The organism is Saccharospirillum sp., from assembly GCF_040881935.1.
In the GTDB taxonomy this organism is placed as follows: Bacteria; Pseudomonadota; Gammaproteobacteria; order Pseudomonadales; family Natronospirillaceae; genus Saccharospirillum.
Window position 1 is genome coordinate 1 of record NZ_JBBECH010000089.1, and the last position, 16543, is coordinate 16543.

The window sequence follows — 16543 nt, forward strand, 5'->3', positions numbered from 1 at the left end:
TTGGGTGGGTCAATTTTATTGGCCAAAAGTGGGTTAAAAGAAATGGCCATTGACAACTGTACTCCGGTAACTTCCTGACCCAGCAGTACCTGGACGGAAAAGATTTGTACGAAGAGCAGCTCAAGGTCATAGCAGAACTGGCCGCCGAATGGCGTGAACGTTTAATGTCGATCAGCTGGTTCATGAGCGCGCTGAATGAAGACATTGCGCGCCAGGCCAATGCAGAAGACGGTTGTACTGGTCGATTTTGGGAAGGCAGATTCAAATCCCAGGCCTTGCTGGATGAAAAAGCCTTGGCAACTTGCCTGGCCTACGTTGATTTAAACCCTATCCGAGCCCAGATGGCAGACACGCCAGAATTATCCGAATTCACCTCAGCTAAAGAACGGATAGTTACCGCGCAAAAGGCTCTGGATTCGCAGGAGCCACATCAACCAAAATCATTGTTTCCGTTTGTGGGCTACCCGCGACAGGACATGCCGGCAGGCCTTCCGTTTCGACTGCAAGACTACCTGGAACTGGTCGACTGGACCGGGCGCCAGATCCGGGATGACAAACGCGGGAACATCAACAATAGCATTCCGCCCATTCTTGAACGCTTGAACATCGATGCAGAGCACTGGGTCTACAACACTCAGCACTTTGAAAGTCAGTTTAAAAGCCTGGTGGGTACTGCAATCTCCATCAGGGCCAAGTTTCAAAAATTTGGCTATCAGCGAACCCCAGGGCTTGGGTTAGCTGAACTGCTGACTTAGATAGTCACCCTTTAAAATAATCGTCACGGGGTTACCTGCGGCTTTGTTGTGCTTGAAATTTGGGGTTTCTGCGCCATTCTGTCATTTCACCAGCTTACTACCCATTTTTTGCGTTCTATTGTGAGACTTTAAAATCGTTCGGCTAGATTTTCGTTATTACCCACTACGTTGGGTGTCCGGCTTAGTCCTGTTCATGTGGGGCAAAAAAAAGCATGTGGTGGGTGTCCAGCTAGATGGTTTTCCTTGAAAATATAACGTCTAAATTCAGTTAAGTTTGAGACGATGACGACTTTTTTCGGGTCAGACGTCACCTGGGATGATTTGTTAGCTTTTATTCGCCCACTCGAAGAACTTCTTTCCGATTGTTCTTGTGTTGTATCGCTGATGATCAATATCAATGCCATTTTGGTCAATGTAATCTGCAAGAACGTGACGAGCCACCTCTTTGTCACCAGTTTCAAGATTAAACACTTGAATTTGGGAGCTGTCCCTCATAACCACTCTATAGTGACCAGTAGTCGTTATAATTTCTGTCTCATCAACTATATCACCGATATCCTCGCCGGTTCTCATCGACTTTTTCATTGAGATGTCAGTGGTCAATGCACAATGCATGGCGAATGCCTTCAGAGTATGACGAATGTAATCATTGATGGGGTTAATTTGGGCAGATGCTTCCAGTGAAAGAATTTTCTGAATGATGTCCACCACACATTTTTCACTTGCACTCCAATAGAGCCAGTACTTTCTGTGATTTTCACTCGCAATTTTAAGGTTCTCAAATTCCAAAGCTAATTGTGTATTCATGGAATGCGGTGTCAAAAAGACGAAAGTTAACGGATCCGCAAGTGTGACATCGGATGTGACGGCAGCGTAATATTCAGCTAGCTGGTCAGCATTCGCGGCACCGAACTTGATCTTATTTTCGATGATAATTCTGTGACGTTCGTTTTTATGAGCATCAAGGATAATCAGCTGGACGTCAATATCTTTCCTGGAACCTTTCAGGCCATACGGTTCCTCAAGTGAAACTTGGGAATCTACAAACCCATCTGCCAGAATATCGTAAAATCGTTCGCCATCTATAGCTGCTAAAAACTGTCTTACGAAGGAATCTCCAAGTCCGTGATCTCTATTACTGTCGAGTAAATATCCGAGCATTGCGGACATGCTCGGCTCATGCAGCCGAGATTTTCCTTGGCTCAGAACTTGAAAAATATTCATTTGTGCACCATGAAATCTAACGCAGAGTTAGCGGCGAGCGGTTGCGAGTCCACAGACTGCCGCGAAGCGGTGTGTTTAGGCTGTATTGCTACAGCGTCTTGTTAGGGCTCTTCATTTTGCGAAGTAGCTCATTAGGATCTCCCTGACCGGTATCACCTGTTTGATTTTCATAGTAGCTTCTGAACTCAATTGTTCGGTCTACTACTTGCTGGCTTCCTAAGGCCTTTGCAGAAATAAGGCAAGCCAAAATCCCTCTATACCCGTAGTTGATGAAGTCCTTAGTAGTAACTTCATGCCACTTAGTACCGATTTGCCCATGCAAATAATACCTAGGAGGTAGGCCATAGATCATTTCAATTAAATGTACAGATGAACCATGCACATAACCGCTATATGCCTGGCTAATGGTTCGATTATTCTGCTTTGCATCCGAAGGATTTAAGCTATTTTTATTTGCATTTGCCAAAGCAGCGTGGATTTTCCGTCTTGGAATTGTTGGCCTGTTTTGTGAAGATAAAAATGCACTGTCTTCATTTTCAAACTCCTCCGCAAAATGAATGTCTAAATAACCTTGATGCAATTTAGAGAGCTCACCACCCACACACGGTTGCGCCAAAAATAAAATATCTTCAAAAATTTCATCAAGAGTTCTAAACAAAACGTTAGTTTCCTGGGTATACCCATTCTCAATTAAGAGAAGAGCGCCATTTAATGACGATATCATTCTGGCGAATTTCTGAATTAGCGCAGCTTCTATTTCTTTTCCTAAGTATCGAAGGGACTTCCCCCCAGCCCTATAGACGAAAGTAGGTCTAGGTGCCAATCTTTCTAATTCGACAAAACACGTTTCTAGAAATTTTGTTGTTTCGGAAAAAATGATCATAGTAAACCCAATTATTTAGGTAACCGGCGCCGGAGCGCCAGCGTAGGGAACCAAAAAAGCGCCACGCTTTTGGCGTCCGGTTGACCGACTGGTTGGGAGTTACTACTCCTTTCGCCAACGACTTATCACATCTCCAAAACTGACATCCTGCCAGGGTTCCTTCCATTCTTTGTGGAAGCAAACACTCTGAGAGTGCGGCTCAGGTTTCGGTAGTGGCATCTGAACAACGGCTGGAAGCAGAACGGCATCACCTACAACAATAGCTTCGCCGGGGGCAAGGTTAGGAAGAATATCTGTGATCCCGCTCGAATTGTCAGGGAAAAGCCGCTTAACGTAGTTTTGGTCTGCATGGTTAGTGAGCCGAAGCGCAACGAAGTTGTTACACTGTGCGAAAATGGTTTCGGAAACCTCTGAAGGGCGTTGGCTCACAACCATCATGCTAAGGCCATATTTTCTACCTTCCTTCGCTACACGCTCAAGCGACTTTCGGGACGCCCGATATGCCGCTTCATCTCTCTGCGGTATGTAATTGTGCGCCTCCTCACAGACCATCATGACTGGCACGTTGTTCAGTGAATCCACTTTGTGTCTTAACTTCGAGTAATGAAAGCAGAAATCGAAAATTAATCGTGACACAAGACTTACTGAAATACTCAAGACTTCAAAGGGAATGCCGCTGAGGTCTATGATTGTGACATTAGCTCTATTAAGGTAGCCAAGGAATTGCTTCATAATTTGCTCGAAATCCACCGTCTCGAACGTTTTCCCGTCGGATTTGACAGGATCAAGCAAGAACCGAAGACGCTTGTCAGCAAGTTTCGTTTCTAGTCTCGACACGAACCGATTGAACTCACCGTTGAATGGACCGTTTGTCGCTTTGGCTGCTGCCGCGGTGGACGGGGCAACGAATATACACTTCTTATCGAAATAATAGTCCTCTCGCGCGTCGATCAGCGTCCCATCCGCTAATTTCGGTTTATCCTCTCCTGTTAATCGCCCAATTACCTCACGATTCATGTTCTCAATGAAGCGATACACTTGCTTGATCGAGAAATACACCGGGGTATCGTACGTCATGTCCTGGAATCCCGGATTGTGTCGTTCCTTGTTCAAAATGACGGCCTGCTTGAACTGGCTCACTTGGTTGTGCGAGTTTTGTTCATTGCTCTCAATGAACATACTTTCTAGTTCCTCAGAGTTCATGAGCCAGTAAGGAAGCTGAAGGCTGTCTACATCCAAGCGGTTCAAAGTGAAGTTCTGCTCCGCCTTTAAAGTAAACGCGGCTGTATACTCATCGTGAATATCAAATACGACGACGTGAGAGTTGTTCTGTTTGCCGAAGTTTGAGTTCTTATCGTCTGCGATTCCTACCACGTCTTGGAGAATCCGAGATACTGTGCATGACTTCCCGGAACCCGTGGAACCAACAATCGCTATATGCTTGCTGAAAAAACGGTCTCCATGGATTTTCATGGGCGTCGCCTTATTCAGTGATAGTCGGCCTAGGGGAAACTGATACTCGGCGTCTTCCGCGAATAGCTTGCTTAGGGTTTCTTCGTCTGCAGTGAATGCAGGCTCAGTGGGAACTGGCAGCAGAACACTTGCACGCTCAAAGGTCTTACCGTCTATAAGCGTACCGACGGCCTGACATTCAATATGAAATTGCCACTTCGGCTTACCCTCGGAATCCTGGCCGTGTACTCCACGGATATTTCGAATAGATGCTATGGTGAAATCACTATTTCCCTGAGCAATCCGAAGATACCGGCCAACTTGAAGGGCCGCCTTGTGCTCTTCGAACACTTTCAGATCATCTATAAGTACTATAACGGCCTCCGGTGAACAGGAGAGAACCTGGCCGATACTATTCGTAGACATTGCTTACCCCCATAGCATACTTAATTTCTTTAATTGTTGCGCCAGCCAGACGCTCGACGTTGATGTCTACGGTATCGAGATCATCGCAGCCCGGGTCGCCAATTATGAATAGATCGTCACACTTCCGATTGTTTAGGACTTTGCCATGTTCGGAGAAGCTTAGAATGCGCAAACTGAATTCGCGTTTCACTTCATTTCCAGTGAACTTAGAAGCAAGCGGCTCGCGAAAGAAAAATGACTCTTCAAACTGTCTGCCCATATAGCCGTCGGTGGCCACAATACCCTTTAGATACAGACGATGCTGGATCTCCTGAATTTCGTTCCGATTTGCATGAAGACATAAGATAGGTGTGTCAATGTGTGCGGACTTAAAGTGATACTTGCCAATGTAGTCAGAAATTAAAAGCACGATTTCACTGTCAAAGTCCTCGATGTTGCTGGGGTCAATCACGAAGTAGCGAAGTCGGGAGTTCTTATCCAAGTGAATTTTAAGCTGCTTTCGGCGCGCCTGGAGAAGTTTCTCTCGGGTCTTGAGCGCCAGAGTCCATCGGGAAATGGCCGTCTTACGTATAGCCATCAGATTAGAAAGAAAATCTTTCTTCGTGATCTGCCTTTCGGTGACATTATGCCTAACGCTTAGCGAGGCGATCTTATGGATCGCATTTGGATATGCCAAGGTTTCGATCTCACCGCTCGGCATTCCGTTCGCTTCCAGTTCCTCGCCGACGCGCTTCACGATTTCGTCATAGCAAGGACCAAACTCCATGGTGAACCTGCCTAAAAATCCATCAAGGTCGACGCCGGTCGGCACTGCCTCAACGTGTTTTGCAAGGGCCTTGTCCTTAGACTTCAAAGCAGCTTCAAGTACTGCTTTGTCAATTACGGGGGCGGGCGTACCCACTCCAGAAAAATGGACAAACAGGATATAGCGAATGCTCGCGGACTGATTATCTGAAAAGTGTTTGAGCATCTGGAGCAATGCCTTGAAAACAGCGCTCGCAGTGAAAGATGTGCTTGCCTCATGGTATTTGCACTGAACCGCGGTTAAGGTTGTAGGGGTGGCGACCTCGATGTCTTCGATGATTCCCTCAACTGTTACTTTGTCCTCATCCTGCGCGCTCAGTATCTCCAACGCAGTCTTGTTAAATTGATACAAAAACCCCTGAATCGTATAATCAGCAGTACGCGGCATATCGCTTTCCCTTCATCCTATCGCCCAACAGTTTCTTCTTCCTCGTCTCCGCATGTGATACCGACAACATTGACCCTAAACTCACCACAACATTCCACTAAAACTCAGCGATACAGGGCCTGGGGTTACTACTGACATCATTAAACGACGCATATCAAAACCGGAAAAACTGTCGCTTCAGACGACTATTCCAAATATCAGTGTCTCCGAAGATACATATCCCTGGATATTCCCAGTATCAGCGTCGCACTCACTGTATTCAATGTGATCATGTTCACAAAGATAGTGCTTAAGGCTGTACTGAGACTCGGCACAATTAATCATTCAATGAAACAGTCAAATCTCTTGGCAATTGTTAGCTTCGGTGTTACTTCGCCGATGTGCTCATTCACGCAGTATTCAAGTGGTTCTAGGGCCTGTATATTTGGAGAACAAACGAATCTCCACCCATGTTTGAACTTGCACGAACTAGAAACCGTAAGCCAGATGAATACGCTGTAGACTAGCTACCGCCCGGCCGGTTACAGGGCACACCAAGGCGAAAAACGTTGTTTCGTCACCTTCTCACTCTGTGATGAAGTTGGCAAGTATTTATTGACTGGGAGTCTGCCGGACTTAGGATGAATTGGCTGCGGAAGCGGGACGACGGTCCAAATATCCGCAAATTTCGAGCACATAGACCCACTATGCACACGAAATTTGCGAACATTTGGCCTCGCCGTCTCACTCCCTCGCTTCATCCCCCTAAGTCCGACAGACTTCTAGGGGTGTCACATCTGTCCGCTTTTTGGGGTTGGGCAGTGATTTGTTTTGCTTCCTGTCACCCAGGGGGCTGGCTTCCTACGAATTGGGGCGGCATGTAGTGGCCTTTTTGGCTGTCTTCCTTGGTTTTCGCTTTCTACCAAAACCCTTGCCCGGCTTTTTACCCAGCCCGGCCAACCCTGTAGGCACAACCGTCCGCAATTGCCCGCATAACTCACCCAGCCCCACTTCAAGAGGCCCCATCAAATCCTCATAGCGGGCTTTTTTGCCTGCGATATCACCTAATACCGACTCCCACCGGGCCGTTAGGTCTGGCTGGGTAATTCGCTCGGGTAGGGCGTGTATCAGGGTTTTGCCCGCCTGGGTTGCATGAATGTTCTTGCCCTGGCGTTGCAGGAAGCCGCGTTTGAACAGTAGCTCGATAATGCCTGCCCGGGTGGCTTCAGTGCCCAGGCCGTCGGTTTCTTTTAGGATGCTTTTCAGCGAGGCATCGCTGACGAAGCGGCTGATGCCGGTCATGGCGGCGAGTAGGGTGGCTTCGGTGAAGGGTTTTGGGGGTGTGGTGTGTTTTTCCTGGCAGTTGGCCTGTAGGGATTGCAGTGGCTGGCCTTCTTTCAGGGGTGGCAGGGGCGGGGCTGTTGTTGAATCAGTCGTTGCGTCGTCTTTGTTGCGGGCGCTGGGGAACAGGGCTTTCCAGCCCAGGTCGTGGGTGTCGGTCTGGCTGGCGCGGAACAGGCCGTTTTCTATGGTGACTTCTACTTTGGTGTCTAGCTTTTTCCACACGGGCATGAACTGGGCGAGGTAGTTGCGGCAGACCAGGCTGTAGACCTTGAGTTCATCGGCATTCAGGCGGGTCAGGTTGCGTTGTGTGGGGATGATGGCGTGGTGGGCACCTACTTTGGCGTCGTTCCAGGCTTTGCTTTTCTGTTTCAGGTTCAGGCGGCCGCCGGTGTCGCTGAAGCCGGTGTGGTTCAGATTGCTCAGGCTGGGTTCAATCGCTTTGGTCACCGCGGTTGCTTCGGCAAAGTGCTCTGCGGGCAGGTGGCGGCTGTCGGAGCGTGGGTAGGTAATGGCCTTGTGGGTCTCATAGAGTGACTGGGCAGTGTCGAGTACCTGTTGGGCGCTCATGCCGAAGGCGCGGTTGGCGTCCATTTGCAGGCTGGAGAGGCTGTGTGGCAATGGTGCGGGCTGGTTAATGGCTTTCTGTTCCAGCCGGGTGACGCTGGCTGGTTTGAAGCTGACGCGCTGCACTACGTTTTGCGCTAATGGCAACGAAAGGTTGCGGCCCTGGTCATCCAGCCAGGGCTCGCAGGCTTCGCTGGGAATCCATTTGGCGTTGAAGCGCTCACCCTGGTCGGTTTCCAGCAAGGCGATGACCTCGTAATAGGGCTTGCTAACAAAGGCCTCGATGCTGTCGTCCCGACCGACCACCAGCCCCAGCACCGGTGTCTGCACCCGACCAATCGATAACACACCCTGGTAGCCAGCCACCTTGCCTTGCAACGTCATCGCCCGGGTCAGGTTAATGCCATACAGCCAGTCAGCGCGGGAGCGGGCGAGGGCAGAGGTTGAAAGCGGTTGGAAGTCGGCATTGGGCTTTAGCTGGCGTAACGATCGTTCGACCGCCGCCTGGTTCAAATCGGCAATCAGCAGGCGCTGGGTGGCGGCTTTTTTGGCTTTGGGTACTTTCAAGTAAGCAATCACTTCATCGACCAGTAACTGGCCTTCACGGTCCGGGTCGCCGGCGTGTACCAGTTGGTCGGCTTCTTTAACCAGCTTGCGCAGCACGCTTAGCTGGCCGGCAACCTGCTTGCGCGGTACCCATTGCCATTGCCGGGGAATAATCGGCAGGTGGTCGTGGCTCCAGCGTTTAAAGGCCGGGTCGTAGGCATCCGGGTCGGCCTGCTCCAACAGGTGGCCGATGCACCAGCTCACTACATCGCCACTGGCAAAGCGGATGCAGCCGGTTTCTTTCTTGCCGCTGCCGGGCAGGGCATCGGCAATGGCGCGGGCGAGGCTGGGTTTTTCGGCAATGAAGAGGCGCATGGTATTAAATCGATAAGTATGGATGGATATACAGTAATCTGCTGAGCGCTGAGGATCAAGGTTTTGAGCTGTGAGCTTCGAGCTAAGAGCTATTAGTTTCTAGTCTGCACTGTTTCCGACCAAACGAGTGCTGGCTGCCGGGTAGGCCTGGTCGGGGAAGTTCGCAGCATGGATGCTGCGATCTAGGCTCCATGGATGGATCTACGCCGACCCTGACCAGGCCTACCCGGTGGCCAGCACGGATTCTCGGCACCAAACCCCACCCACGCCTTACCCGCCAGCGATGAACCCGCTATAATGCCCGCCTTTGGGTTGCTGCGTGCAACCCGGCCTGATTTTTTTTGCCGACCCGGGAGCTCCCTTTTTCATGAGTGACAAGCCGTCCAACTTTCTCGCCACCATCATTGAGGATGATCTGGCCCAGGGTAAGCACGATAAAATCGTGACTCGCTTCCCGCCAGAGCCCAATGGCTATCTGCACATCGGCCATGCGAAATCCATCTGCGTGAACTTTGGCCTGGCCGAGCAATTCGGCGGTGTCTGCAACCTGCGGTTTGATGACACCAACCCGGAGAAAGAAGAGCAGGAATATATTGATTCGATCAAGGCCGACATCAACTGGCTCGGGTTTCAGTGGAACGAGACCGAAAAATACACCTCGAACTACTTCGGAACCCTTTATGAGTACGCCGTGCACCTGATTAAAAACGGCGATGCCTACGTGTGTGATCTCTCCGGTGACCAGGCGCGGGAATACCGGGGCACGCTCACCGAACCCGGCAAGAACAGCCCGTACCGGGACAGAAGCGTCGACGAAAACCTGGCCCTGTTCGAGAAAATGCGCAACGGCGAGTTCGACGAAGGCGCCTGTGCCCTGCGCGCGAAAATCGATATGGCCGCGCCGAACATGAACCTGCGCGACCCGATTCTTTACCGCATTCGCAAGAAAGCGCATCACCAGACCGGCAACACCTGGTGCATCTACCCAAGTTACGACTTCGCCCACGGCCAGTCCGACGCGATCGAGGGCGTTACGCACTCCATCTGTACCCTGGAATTTGAAGACCACCGGCCGCTATACGACTGGTTCATCAGCAAATTGCCAGTGCCCGCCGTGCCGCGCCAGTATGAATTTGCCCGCTTGAACGTGAACTACACCATTACCTCTAAGCGCAAACTCAAGCGCCTGGTGGACGAAAACGTAGTCGCGGGGTGGGACGACCCGCGCATGCCGACCATCAGTGGCATGCGTCGGCGGGGTGTCACGCCCACGTCGCTGCGGCATTTCTCCGATATGGTCGGTACCAGCCGCGCCGGTGGCGTGGTGGACCTGGGCATGCTCGACTTCGCCATCCGGGAAGACCTGAACGACAACGCGCCGCGCGCCATGGCCGTGTTGGACCCGCTGAAAGTGGTGTTCACGAACTTGCCGGAAGGGCATCGGGAAGTGTTCACCGCACCGGGTCACCCGAACCGGGAAGACCTGGGCGAGCGCGAACTGCCGTTCACCCGCGAAATTTACATCGACCGGTCCGACTTCAATGAAGACAGCAGCCTGTCGCGCAAGAAGTTCAAGCGGCTGGTAACCGGTGAGTGGGTGCGGTTGCGCAACGCCTACATCATTCAGGCCGATGAAGTGATTAAGAACGACGCAGGCGAGATTACAGAAATCCGTGCCAGCGTCATTGAAGGCACCGTCGGGGCCGATGCGCCCGAAGGCATTCGCCCGCGCGGTGTCATTCACTGGGTATCGGCCAGTGAAGGCGTACCGGCAACGGTGCGGTTGTACGACCGCCTGTTCGATACCGAAACCCCGGATCGCGGCGGCGACGATTTCATGCAATACCTGAACCCCGAGTCGCTGAAGGTGCTGACCGGCTGCGTGGTCGAGCCCAGCTTGGCCAAGGCGGCGGGAGAGCAATCGTTTCAGTTCGAGCGGGAAGGGTATTTCGTGATCGACCGGTTCGATTCCAAACCGGATGCGCTGGTGTTTAACCGCACCATCGGCTTGAAAGAGGTTTGGGAGCGGAAGGTTTAACTTTTAGCCTGGGTACGCGTCGGATGCCGGGGTTGCTCCTGTGGGGTCGGCGTGAATCCGTCCATGGAGCCTAGGCCGCAACATCCCTGTTGCGGACTACCCCACAAGAGCAACCCCGGCACCCGGCGCTCGCACTCTGGGAATCCCAGGATTTAATTCCGGTGAAAACCTGCCCGGATAATTGGCCAGGTTTTCACCAGCATCTTGTGTTTCATTGACCTTGAACAAGTCATCTCTCGATCAGTGATCTAGACTGCGAGGTTAAAACCCTCTGTCTGGAGCCCCTGCATGTTGTCGTTAGTCTACTCCCTGGCTTTTTTGCCGATTGTACTGGCCGGTATTCTGCTGGTCGGGTTCCATTGGCCCGCCAAAAAAGCCATGCCGGTGGTGCTGCTGGTCACGCTGGTGCTGGGTGGCTGGGTCTGGCAGATGAGCCTGATGCGGATGACCGCGTCCATCCTGCAGGGGCTGATTCTGACCGCCGGTATTCTATGGATCATCTTCGGCGCCCTGTTGCTGCTCAACACACTGCAGGCCAGCGGCGCGCTCTCGGCCATTCGCGCCGGGTTTTCCGACATCAGCCCGGACCGGCGCGTGCAGGCTATTCTGGTGGCCTGGCTGTTTGGCTGCTTTCTGGAAGGGGCGTCCGGGTTTGGCACCACCGCCGCCATCGCGGCCCCGCTGATGGTCGCGCTCGGTTTCCCGGCCATGGCGGCGGTGGTGATGGGGATGATGGTGCAATCGACCCCGGTATCGTTCGGTGCCGTGGGTACGCCCATTGTGGTGGGCGTGACAGGCGGGTTGGACCGGATTGCGATCACCGAACTGCTGGTCGGCAACGGCAGCAGTTGGAGCGAATTTTACCGGTTAATGACGTCTGAAATTGCCATCACCCACGGCATCATCGGTACGCTGATGCCGCTCTTAATGTGCCTGATGCTGACGCGGTTTTTTGGTGAGAAAAAGCAGTGGAGCCAAGGTTTTGCGATGTTTCCCTTTGCGCTTTTTGCTGGCCTGGCGTTTACCATTCCCTACACAGCGGCCGGCATTCTGCTCGGGCCGGAATTCCCGTCGATGCTGGGTGCCTTGATTGGTTTGATCATCGTCGTACCTGTTGCCAAGCGGGGCTGGTTGCTGCCTACAGAACGCTGGGATTTTGCCGCCAGACAGCAATGGCCGAATGACTGGAACGGCAGCATCGAGATCCCCCAGGATGACACTCCGCCATCCGAACGGATGCCTTTGCTGCGCGCCTGGGCACCCTATGCCATGCTGGCAATACTGCTGGTGCTGACCCGTGCTATCCCGGTTCTGAAAAGCTTTGTTGAAACCTTTCTGGCCTTCGGCTGGACCGATATTCTTGATGAAGGTGGCATCAGCGGCAGTCTTCAGCCTTTGTATTTGCCGGGCGGGATCATGGTGGTTGTGGTTGCACTCACGATGTTGCTGCAGCGCGTTGGAGTGCGTTCGCTGGGTCAGGCAGCCAGTGAGAGCACCAAAACCCTGATCAGCGCCGGCTTCGTGCTGGTGTTCACCATCCCCATGGTGCGTATTCTAATCAACTCCGGCGTCAACGCCGCTGACCTACCATCCATGCCCCGCGCCATGGCGCAACTGGTGTCGAGCAGCGTCGGTGTGGTTTACCCCATGTTTGCGGCAACCGTGGGTGGACTGGGTGCTTTCATTGCAGGCTCAAATACACTGTCGAACTTGATGCTGTCTGACTTTCAATTCAATACGGCCCAGTTGCTTGGCGTATCAACCGCCATGATGGTCTCTGCCCAGGCGGTGGGTGCAGCAGCCGGGAATATGATCGCGATACATAACATCGTTGCGGCATCGGCCACGGTTGGCTTGATGGGGCGCGAGGGCACGATACTGCGCATGACCATTATTCCGACGTTGTATTATTTGGGGATGGCAGGTTTGATAACGGTAATAGCGGTATATGTAATTGGTGTGAGTGACCCGGTGATGGCGGCGATGCAGTAAGCCCTGCTGTTAGCCGCGTACACGCCGGTAGTGCATAGCGACGGCGCCGTTGCGGAGCGGCATCGACGAGATCAGCTCAAGCCTTCGCGTGCTGGGTAGCCCGCTCTGGTAAAGGGTCGGTCCGTGACCCGCGATTCTGGGGTGGACGAGAAACTTATACTCGTCAATCAGATCCAGCCGGTCAAGCTCGGTCGCGAGCTTACCGCTGCCGAGCAGCACGCCGGCAGGAGTTGAGTCCTTGAGGTTCTGTACCTGGGTGTACAAATCACCATCGATGTGGTGGCTGTTGCTCCACGGAAAGTCCGTTCGCGTCGACGACACGACGTACTTTGGCTTGGCTTCCAGCTTAACCGCCCATTCGAGAATCGCAGGCGGAGCTTTCTCTTCGCCGCGAGCGACCGCCGGCCAGTAGCCCTCCATCATCTCGTAGGTGACGCGGCCCCACAACATTGCCCCGCTTTCGTTCATGAGGCGGGTGAAGAAAGTGTGGGTCTCATCGTCGGCGATTCCCTCCTGATGGTCGACGCAGCCGTCCAGGGTTAGGTTGAGGCTGAAGGTTAGAAGTCCCATGTGATTTTGCTCCGAGTTGGGTGCCCGTTTTTACCATCTAAGTTAGTGTTTATTCGGTTATCTTCATTCTCTGTATTATGGTTCAAATGAGCGCTATTACTCTTCGCCTAACGTCGACAACTCGTGCGGCTTTGCAGTGGTAGCGGAGCCGCGACGAAAAAGCTATCGCTGTGACTGGGTGTGTATGACCCTAAAAACACTATTTTATTGAATGGAAGCCAATCAGATTGCCTTCAGTGTCTTTAGCCAGTGCGCAGAAACCGTGTTCACCTATAGACGTCTTTTCCTGGAATAGGCTGCCACCATTTTCTGCTGCTCTTGTGGCCTGCACAGCACAGTCGTCACATCCGAAATAAACCAGGGTTCCCCCACCTCCAGGAGCAAAACCTTCCATTTTGGCTAGCATACCGCCTGCGCCGTAACTACTCATTCCAGCGTCTTTGTCCATCGGGAAGAACCACATATCCATCTCTATCTCAGGCGTCGGATTGGACATTTGTTCAAGCTTGGTTTCAAGCACCGCCTCATAGAATGCTCGAGCTCGCGCCATGTCTTGCACGTATATTTCAAAGTGAACAACCGGGTTGCTTTTCATTGACACTATCCTCGGGGTGGGTCGATGTGGTGTTTAACGCCTAAGTCCGACAGACTCCTAGACTCAGCCACTCCCTCACCGCAGTGAAGCCGTCCGGGTTGGCTGCTGTGCCTTGCTGAGCACTATGTTTCTCTACTTGCCTGCTGCATTCGCCTCTACATACCGGCCGAAGTTGTCAGAGATGGCCTGCCAGCCTGCTTGTTGCATTTCCGGTGAATTCTCGGTCTCTGGATCGAACAGTGTTTTAACATGAACGTTGTCACCTTGCTTCACGAACTCTACCTTTACCTCTCGGCCGTCGCTCATGCGGTATTCAATGATGCTTTGTGGCACAACACGGGTGTATGTGCCCTCGAAGTCAAAGCCCATGCTGCCATCTTTGGCTTCCATCCGTGACGAGAATGTTCCGCCTTCGCGCAGATCAACGGTGCTACGAGTGGTGTGCCAGTCCTCTTGTGCGGAATTCCATTGCTTGATGTCTTCCGGGTTGTTCCACATATCCCAGACGCTGCTCAGGTTTGCTTTTACGACAGTCTCAATGGTGATCTTCATATGATAATCCTTAAGTAATATCCGCCAGTGGTTGCACTATAGTCGAACAGGAAGCTACCTATTCGACACCGTTGTGCAAATATTTGATATGACGAACGCGTCAAACACCGGCCGACTACGGTGCCTCTCACTGTCCCGGTGGTGGGTGCCTGGTTCTGGGATGATTGGCAGGCCAAAGTTAGCCAGCAGAACGGGACCTGGAAGAAGAGACGGGCGTGGAACGAGGCCATCGATCTGGCCGCTGTGAAGTGGGTAACTGGGCTGCAATTGAGTGGGTAATCGCGACAATCGCGGTGTCTGAAGTTCACCGCGATTGCCGGAGCTTGAGTTTTAAAACTACATCTGTGACTGCAAGTAGTTCGGCAAGCCGATCATCTTGATCAGGCGCAGTTGCTGTTCCAGGTAGTAGGTGTGGTCCATTTCTGTATCGTCGAGCAGTGGCTCCAGCATGTCGCGGGTGCCGTAGTCCTGCTCTTTTTCGCACAGGGCAATGGTGTCGGTGAGCAGTTTCCGCACCGCGTATTCAACGTCGAGATCGCTTTGCAACATAGAGGGAACATCGGAACCGATGTTGATCGGTTCGCGGTCTTTCATGTTGGGCGTGCCTTCCAAAAACAGAATGCGTTCAATCAGTTTGGTGGCGTGGCCTTTCTCGTCATCGAATTCGTGACTGATACGCTCGTAGAGTTTGGTCAGGCCCCAGTCGCGATACATTTCCGAATGCAGGAAGTACTGGTCCATCGCCGAGAGTTCATTGGCGAGCAGGGCGTTCAGGGCCTTGATGATGGTCGGATTGCCTTTCATGGTCAGTCCTCATCCGAAAGGTTGGCTTGGAGATAGTTCGGCAGCGTGATGTTCGCGATCTGGTAGTGCTGGGTTTCCAGCCAGTCGAGGTAGTCTTCCTCGTATTCCAGCAGTTCGACCAGCAGATCGCGGCTGACGTAATCCTGCTGCGTTTCACACAGGGCGATGACGTCTTTGAGCTGAGTTATTTGCTCTAACTGAAAGTCAGCATCGAGCTTCAACATTTCTTCGGTATGCTCACCGACCATCAGCCGGTTCAGCTTCTGCAAGTTGGGCAGGCCTTCCAGAAACAGAATGCGCTCGATCAGCTCATCGGCCTGTTTCATATCCTTGATGGATTTCTTGTAGCTGTGTTCGTTCAGCCGCTCCAGACCCCAGTTGCGGTACATTCGCGCGTGAAGAAAGTAACGGTTAATGGAAGTCAGTTCGGTGGTCAGCACCTTGTTCAGTGCGTCGATCACCTGACGGTCACCCTGCATTGGTAAACTCCTGAAACGCTGTATCAAAATACCGTCGGTGGAGTATAGCTGACTGACGGGCGATGTGGGAAAAAACGGATTACTGGCTCGGGTCGATCCGGTTCTGAATGGAATTGTTGTTGCGGAACCAGCCAGCAATGCTGAACCGGGTGCGTTCGGCCGCCAGTACTTCGTGCGGAAACTCTTCGCTCAGGAAAATGACCATGCTGCCCAGGGTTGGCAGTAAGCGGCTGACCGGCTGGTTTTGCTCATCGTACATCAGCAATTCACCACCCTGGTTGTCTTGCCAGTCGGGGTTCAGGTAGGTCACCGTCGTCAGTACCCGGTTGCTGCGCCCGTGGAAGGCGTCGAGGTGTTTGCGGTAGAAGGCGCCGGCATCGTAACGGGCGTAGTGGCATTCATAGTCCCACAAGCCGAGCAGCAGACGCTTGTTGAGTTCCAGCCGCAGTTCATCAGCCGCCGCCAGATACTCCCGCTGCGCCGCAGTTTCCCCGGTTAGCCAGTGCGTACTGTCGCGGCGAATCAGATCGTTGGTGTGGTTATCCTGCTTACGGCCAATGCCGGCCTGATCCCATTGGTCCGGCTGGTGCTGGTGAATATCCTGCAACAACGCCAGTGCCAGGCCATCGGTGATGCCATGGGGCAGGTGCACCCAACCATGCTGGCGCAAGCCATTGGCGATGAGGCCGTAATCCCACAGAGGGGTCAACAGGGCGGTCGTGTTCAAGGCCGGGCATCCGAAAAGGGTGCGCTATAGTACAAAAACTGACCGT

At 52.6% G+C, this 16543-nt stretch carries 14 protein-coding genes; 3 read left to right on the forward strand and 11 right to left on the reverse strand.

Annotation, left to right across the window (positions count from 1 at the left end):
• The first annotated feature begins 104 nt into the window (after nt 1-104).
• Nucleotides 105-755, forward strand: a complete 651-nt coding sequence (locus WEB54_RS16485) for a transposase (protein ID WP_368056736.1) — start codon at nt 105-107, stop codon at nt 753-755.
• A gap of 324 nt (nt 756-1079) precedes the next feature.
• Here WEB54_RS16485 and WEB54_RS16490 read toward each other — a convergent pair whose 3' ends face one another.
• The 5 genes from WEB54_RS16490 to WEB54_RS16510 all read right to left on the reverse strand — a co-directional run bounded on the left by WEB54_RS16490 (nt 1080) and on the right by WEB54_RS16510 (nt 8740).
• Nucleotides 1080-1979: a PD-(D/E)XK nuclease family protein gene (locus tag WEB54_RS16490; RefSeq protein WP_368056737.1), complete on the reverse strand. Its 900-nt coding sequence runs from the start codon at nt 1977-1979 to the stop codon at nt 1080-1082.
• 88 nt (nt 1980-2067) lie between these two features.
• A complete protein-coding gene (locus WEB54_RS16495) occupies nt 2068-2862 on the reverse strand; it encodes a hypothetical protein (protein WP_368056738.1) in 795 nt (264 codons plus the stop codon).
• Between the two features lie 102 nt (nt 2863-2964).
• Entirely contained in the window at nt 2965-4740 is a 1776-nt protein-coding gene (locus WEB54_RS16500; RefSeq protein ID WP_368056739.1) for an ATP-binding protein, read from the reverse strand.
• Nucleotides 4727-5932, reverse strand: a complete 1206-nt coding sequence (locus tag WEB54_RS16505) for a hypothetical protein (protein ID WP_368056740.1) — start codon at nt 5930-5932, stop codon at nt 4727-4729. Before WEB54_RS16505 ends, WEB54_RS16500 begins: the two co-directional genes overlap by 14 nt.
• Before the next feature lie 840 nt (nt 5933-6772).
• A complete protein-coding gene (locus tag WEB54_RS16510) occupies nt 6773-8740 on the reverse strand; it encodes a DNA topoisomerase III (protein WP_368056741.1) in 1968 nt (655 codons plus the stop codon).
• 367 nt (nt 8741-9107) lie between these two features.
• Here WEB54_RS16510 and WEB54_RS16515 point away from each other — a divergent pair, with 367 nt between their 5' ends.
• Together WEB54_RS16515 and WEB54_RS16520 are read left to right on the forward strand one after the other, a co-directional pair.
• On the forward strand, nt 9108-10778 hold the full coding sequence (locus WEB54_RS16515) for a glutamine--tRNA ligase/YqeY domain fusion protein (protein WP_368056742.1): 1671 nt from the start codon (nt 9108-9110) through the stop codon (nt 10776-10778).
• Nucleotides 10779-11066: 288 nt separating this feature from the next.
• Nucleotides 11067-12770 (forward strand): L-lactate permease, encoded by a 1704-nt coding sequence (locus WEB54_RS16520; RefSeq protein ID WP_368056743.1) that lies wholly within the window; start codon nt 11067-11069, stop codon nt 12768-12770.
• Nucleotides 12771-12779: 9 nt separating this feature from the next.
• Here WEB54_RS16520 and WEB54_RS16525 read toward each other — a convergent pair whose 3' ends face one another.
• From WEB54_RS16525 to WEB54_RS16550, 6 genes are all read right to left on the reverse strand, one after another.
• Nucleotides 12780-13340: a dihydrofolate reductase family protein gene (locus WEB54_RS16525; protein ID WP_368056744.1), complete on the reverse strand. Its 561-nt coding sequence runs from the start codon at nt 13338-13340 to the stop codon at nt 12780-12782.
• Between the two features lie 199 nt (nt 13341-13539).
• Entirely contained in the window at nt 13540-13935 is a 396-nt protein-coding gene (locus WEB54_RS16530; RefSeq protein ID WP_368056607.1) for a VOC family protein, read from the reverse strand.
• 132 nt (nt 13936-14067) lie between these two features.
• Nucleotides 14068-14487, reverse strand: a complete 420-nt coding sequence (locus WEB54_RS16535) for an SRPBCC family protein (RefSeq protein WP_368056605.1) — start codon at nt 14485-14487, stop codon at nt 14068-14070.
• 336 nt (nt 14488-14823) lie between these two features.
• Complete coding sequence (bfr, locus tag WEB54_RS16540) at nt 14824-15291, reverse strand: bacterioferritin (protein ID WP_368056603.1); 468 nt, start codon at nt 15289-15291, stop codon at nt 14824-14826.
• Between the two features lie 2 nt (nt 15292-15293).
• Nucleotides 15294-15770 (reverse strand): bacterioferritin, encoded by a 477-nt coding sequence (gene bfr, locus WEB54_RS16545; protein WP_368056601.1) that lies wholly within the window; start codon nt 15768-15770, stop codon nt 15294-15296.
• A gap of 79 nt (nt 15771-15849) precedes the next feature.
• Nucleotides 15850-16497, reverse strand: coding sequence for a 2OG-Fe(II) oxygenase (locus tag WEB54_RS16550; RefSeq protein ID WP_368056599.1), 648 nt, complete (start codon nt 16495-16497; stop codon nt 15850-15852).
• Between the last annotated feature and the right edge of the window lie 46 nt (nt 16498-16543).

Coding starts and splice junctions, on each gene's coding strand:
- WEB54_RS16515 (WP_368056742.1), top strand. CDS start 9,108: ATGAGTGACAAGCCGTCCAACTTTCTCGCCACCATCATTGAGGATGAT.
- WEB54_RS16525 (WP_368056744.1), bottom strand. CDS start 13,340: ATGGGACTTCTAACCTTCAGCCTCAACCTAACCCTGGACGGCTGCGTC.
- WEB54_RS16510 (WP_368056741.1), bottom strand. CDS start 8,740: ATGCGCCTCTTCATTGCCGAAAAACCCAGCCTCGCCCGCGCCATTGCC.
- WEB54_RS16500 (WP_368056739.1), bottom strand. CDS start 4,740: ATGTCTACGAATAGTATCGGCCAGGTTCTCTCCTGTTCACCGGAGGCC.
- WEB54_RS16505 (WP_368056740.1), bottom strand. CDS start 5,932: ATGCCGCGTACTGCTGATTATACGATTCAGGGGTTTTTGTATCAATTT.
- WEB54_RS16535 (WP_368056605.1), bottom strand. CDS start 14,487: ATGAAGATCACCATTGAGACTGTCGTAAAAGCAAACCTGAGCAGCGTC.
- WEB54_RS16530 (WP_368056607.1), bottom strand. CDS start 13,935: ATGAAAAGCAACCCGGTTGTTCACTTTGAAATATACGTGCAAGACATG.
- bfr (WP_368056603.1), bottom strand. CDS start 15,291: ATGAAAGGCAATCCGACCATCATCAAGGCCCTGAACGCCCTGCTCGCC.
- WEB54_RS16495 (WP_368056738.1), bottom strand. CDS start 2,862: ATGATCATTTTTTCCGAAACAACAAAATTTCTAGAAACGTGTTTTGTC.
- WEB54_RS16490 (WP_368056737.1), bottom strand. CDS start 1,979: ATGAATATTTTTCAAGTTCTGAGCCAAGGAAAATCTCGGCTGCATGAG.
- WEB54_RS16520 (WP_368056743.1), top strand. CDS start 11,067: ATGTTGTCGTTAGTCTACTCCCTGGCTTTTTTGCCGATTGTACTGGCC.
- bfr (WP_368056601.1), bottom strand. CDS start 15,770: ATGCAGGGTGACCGTCAGGTGATCGACGCACTGAACAAGGTGCTGACC.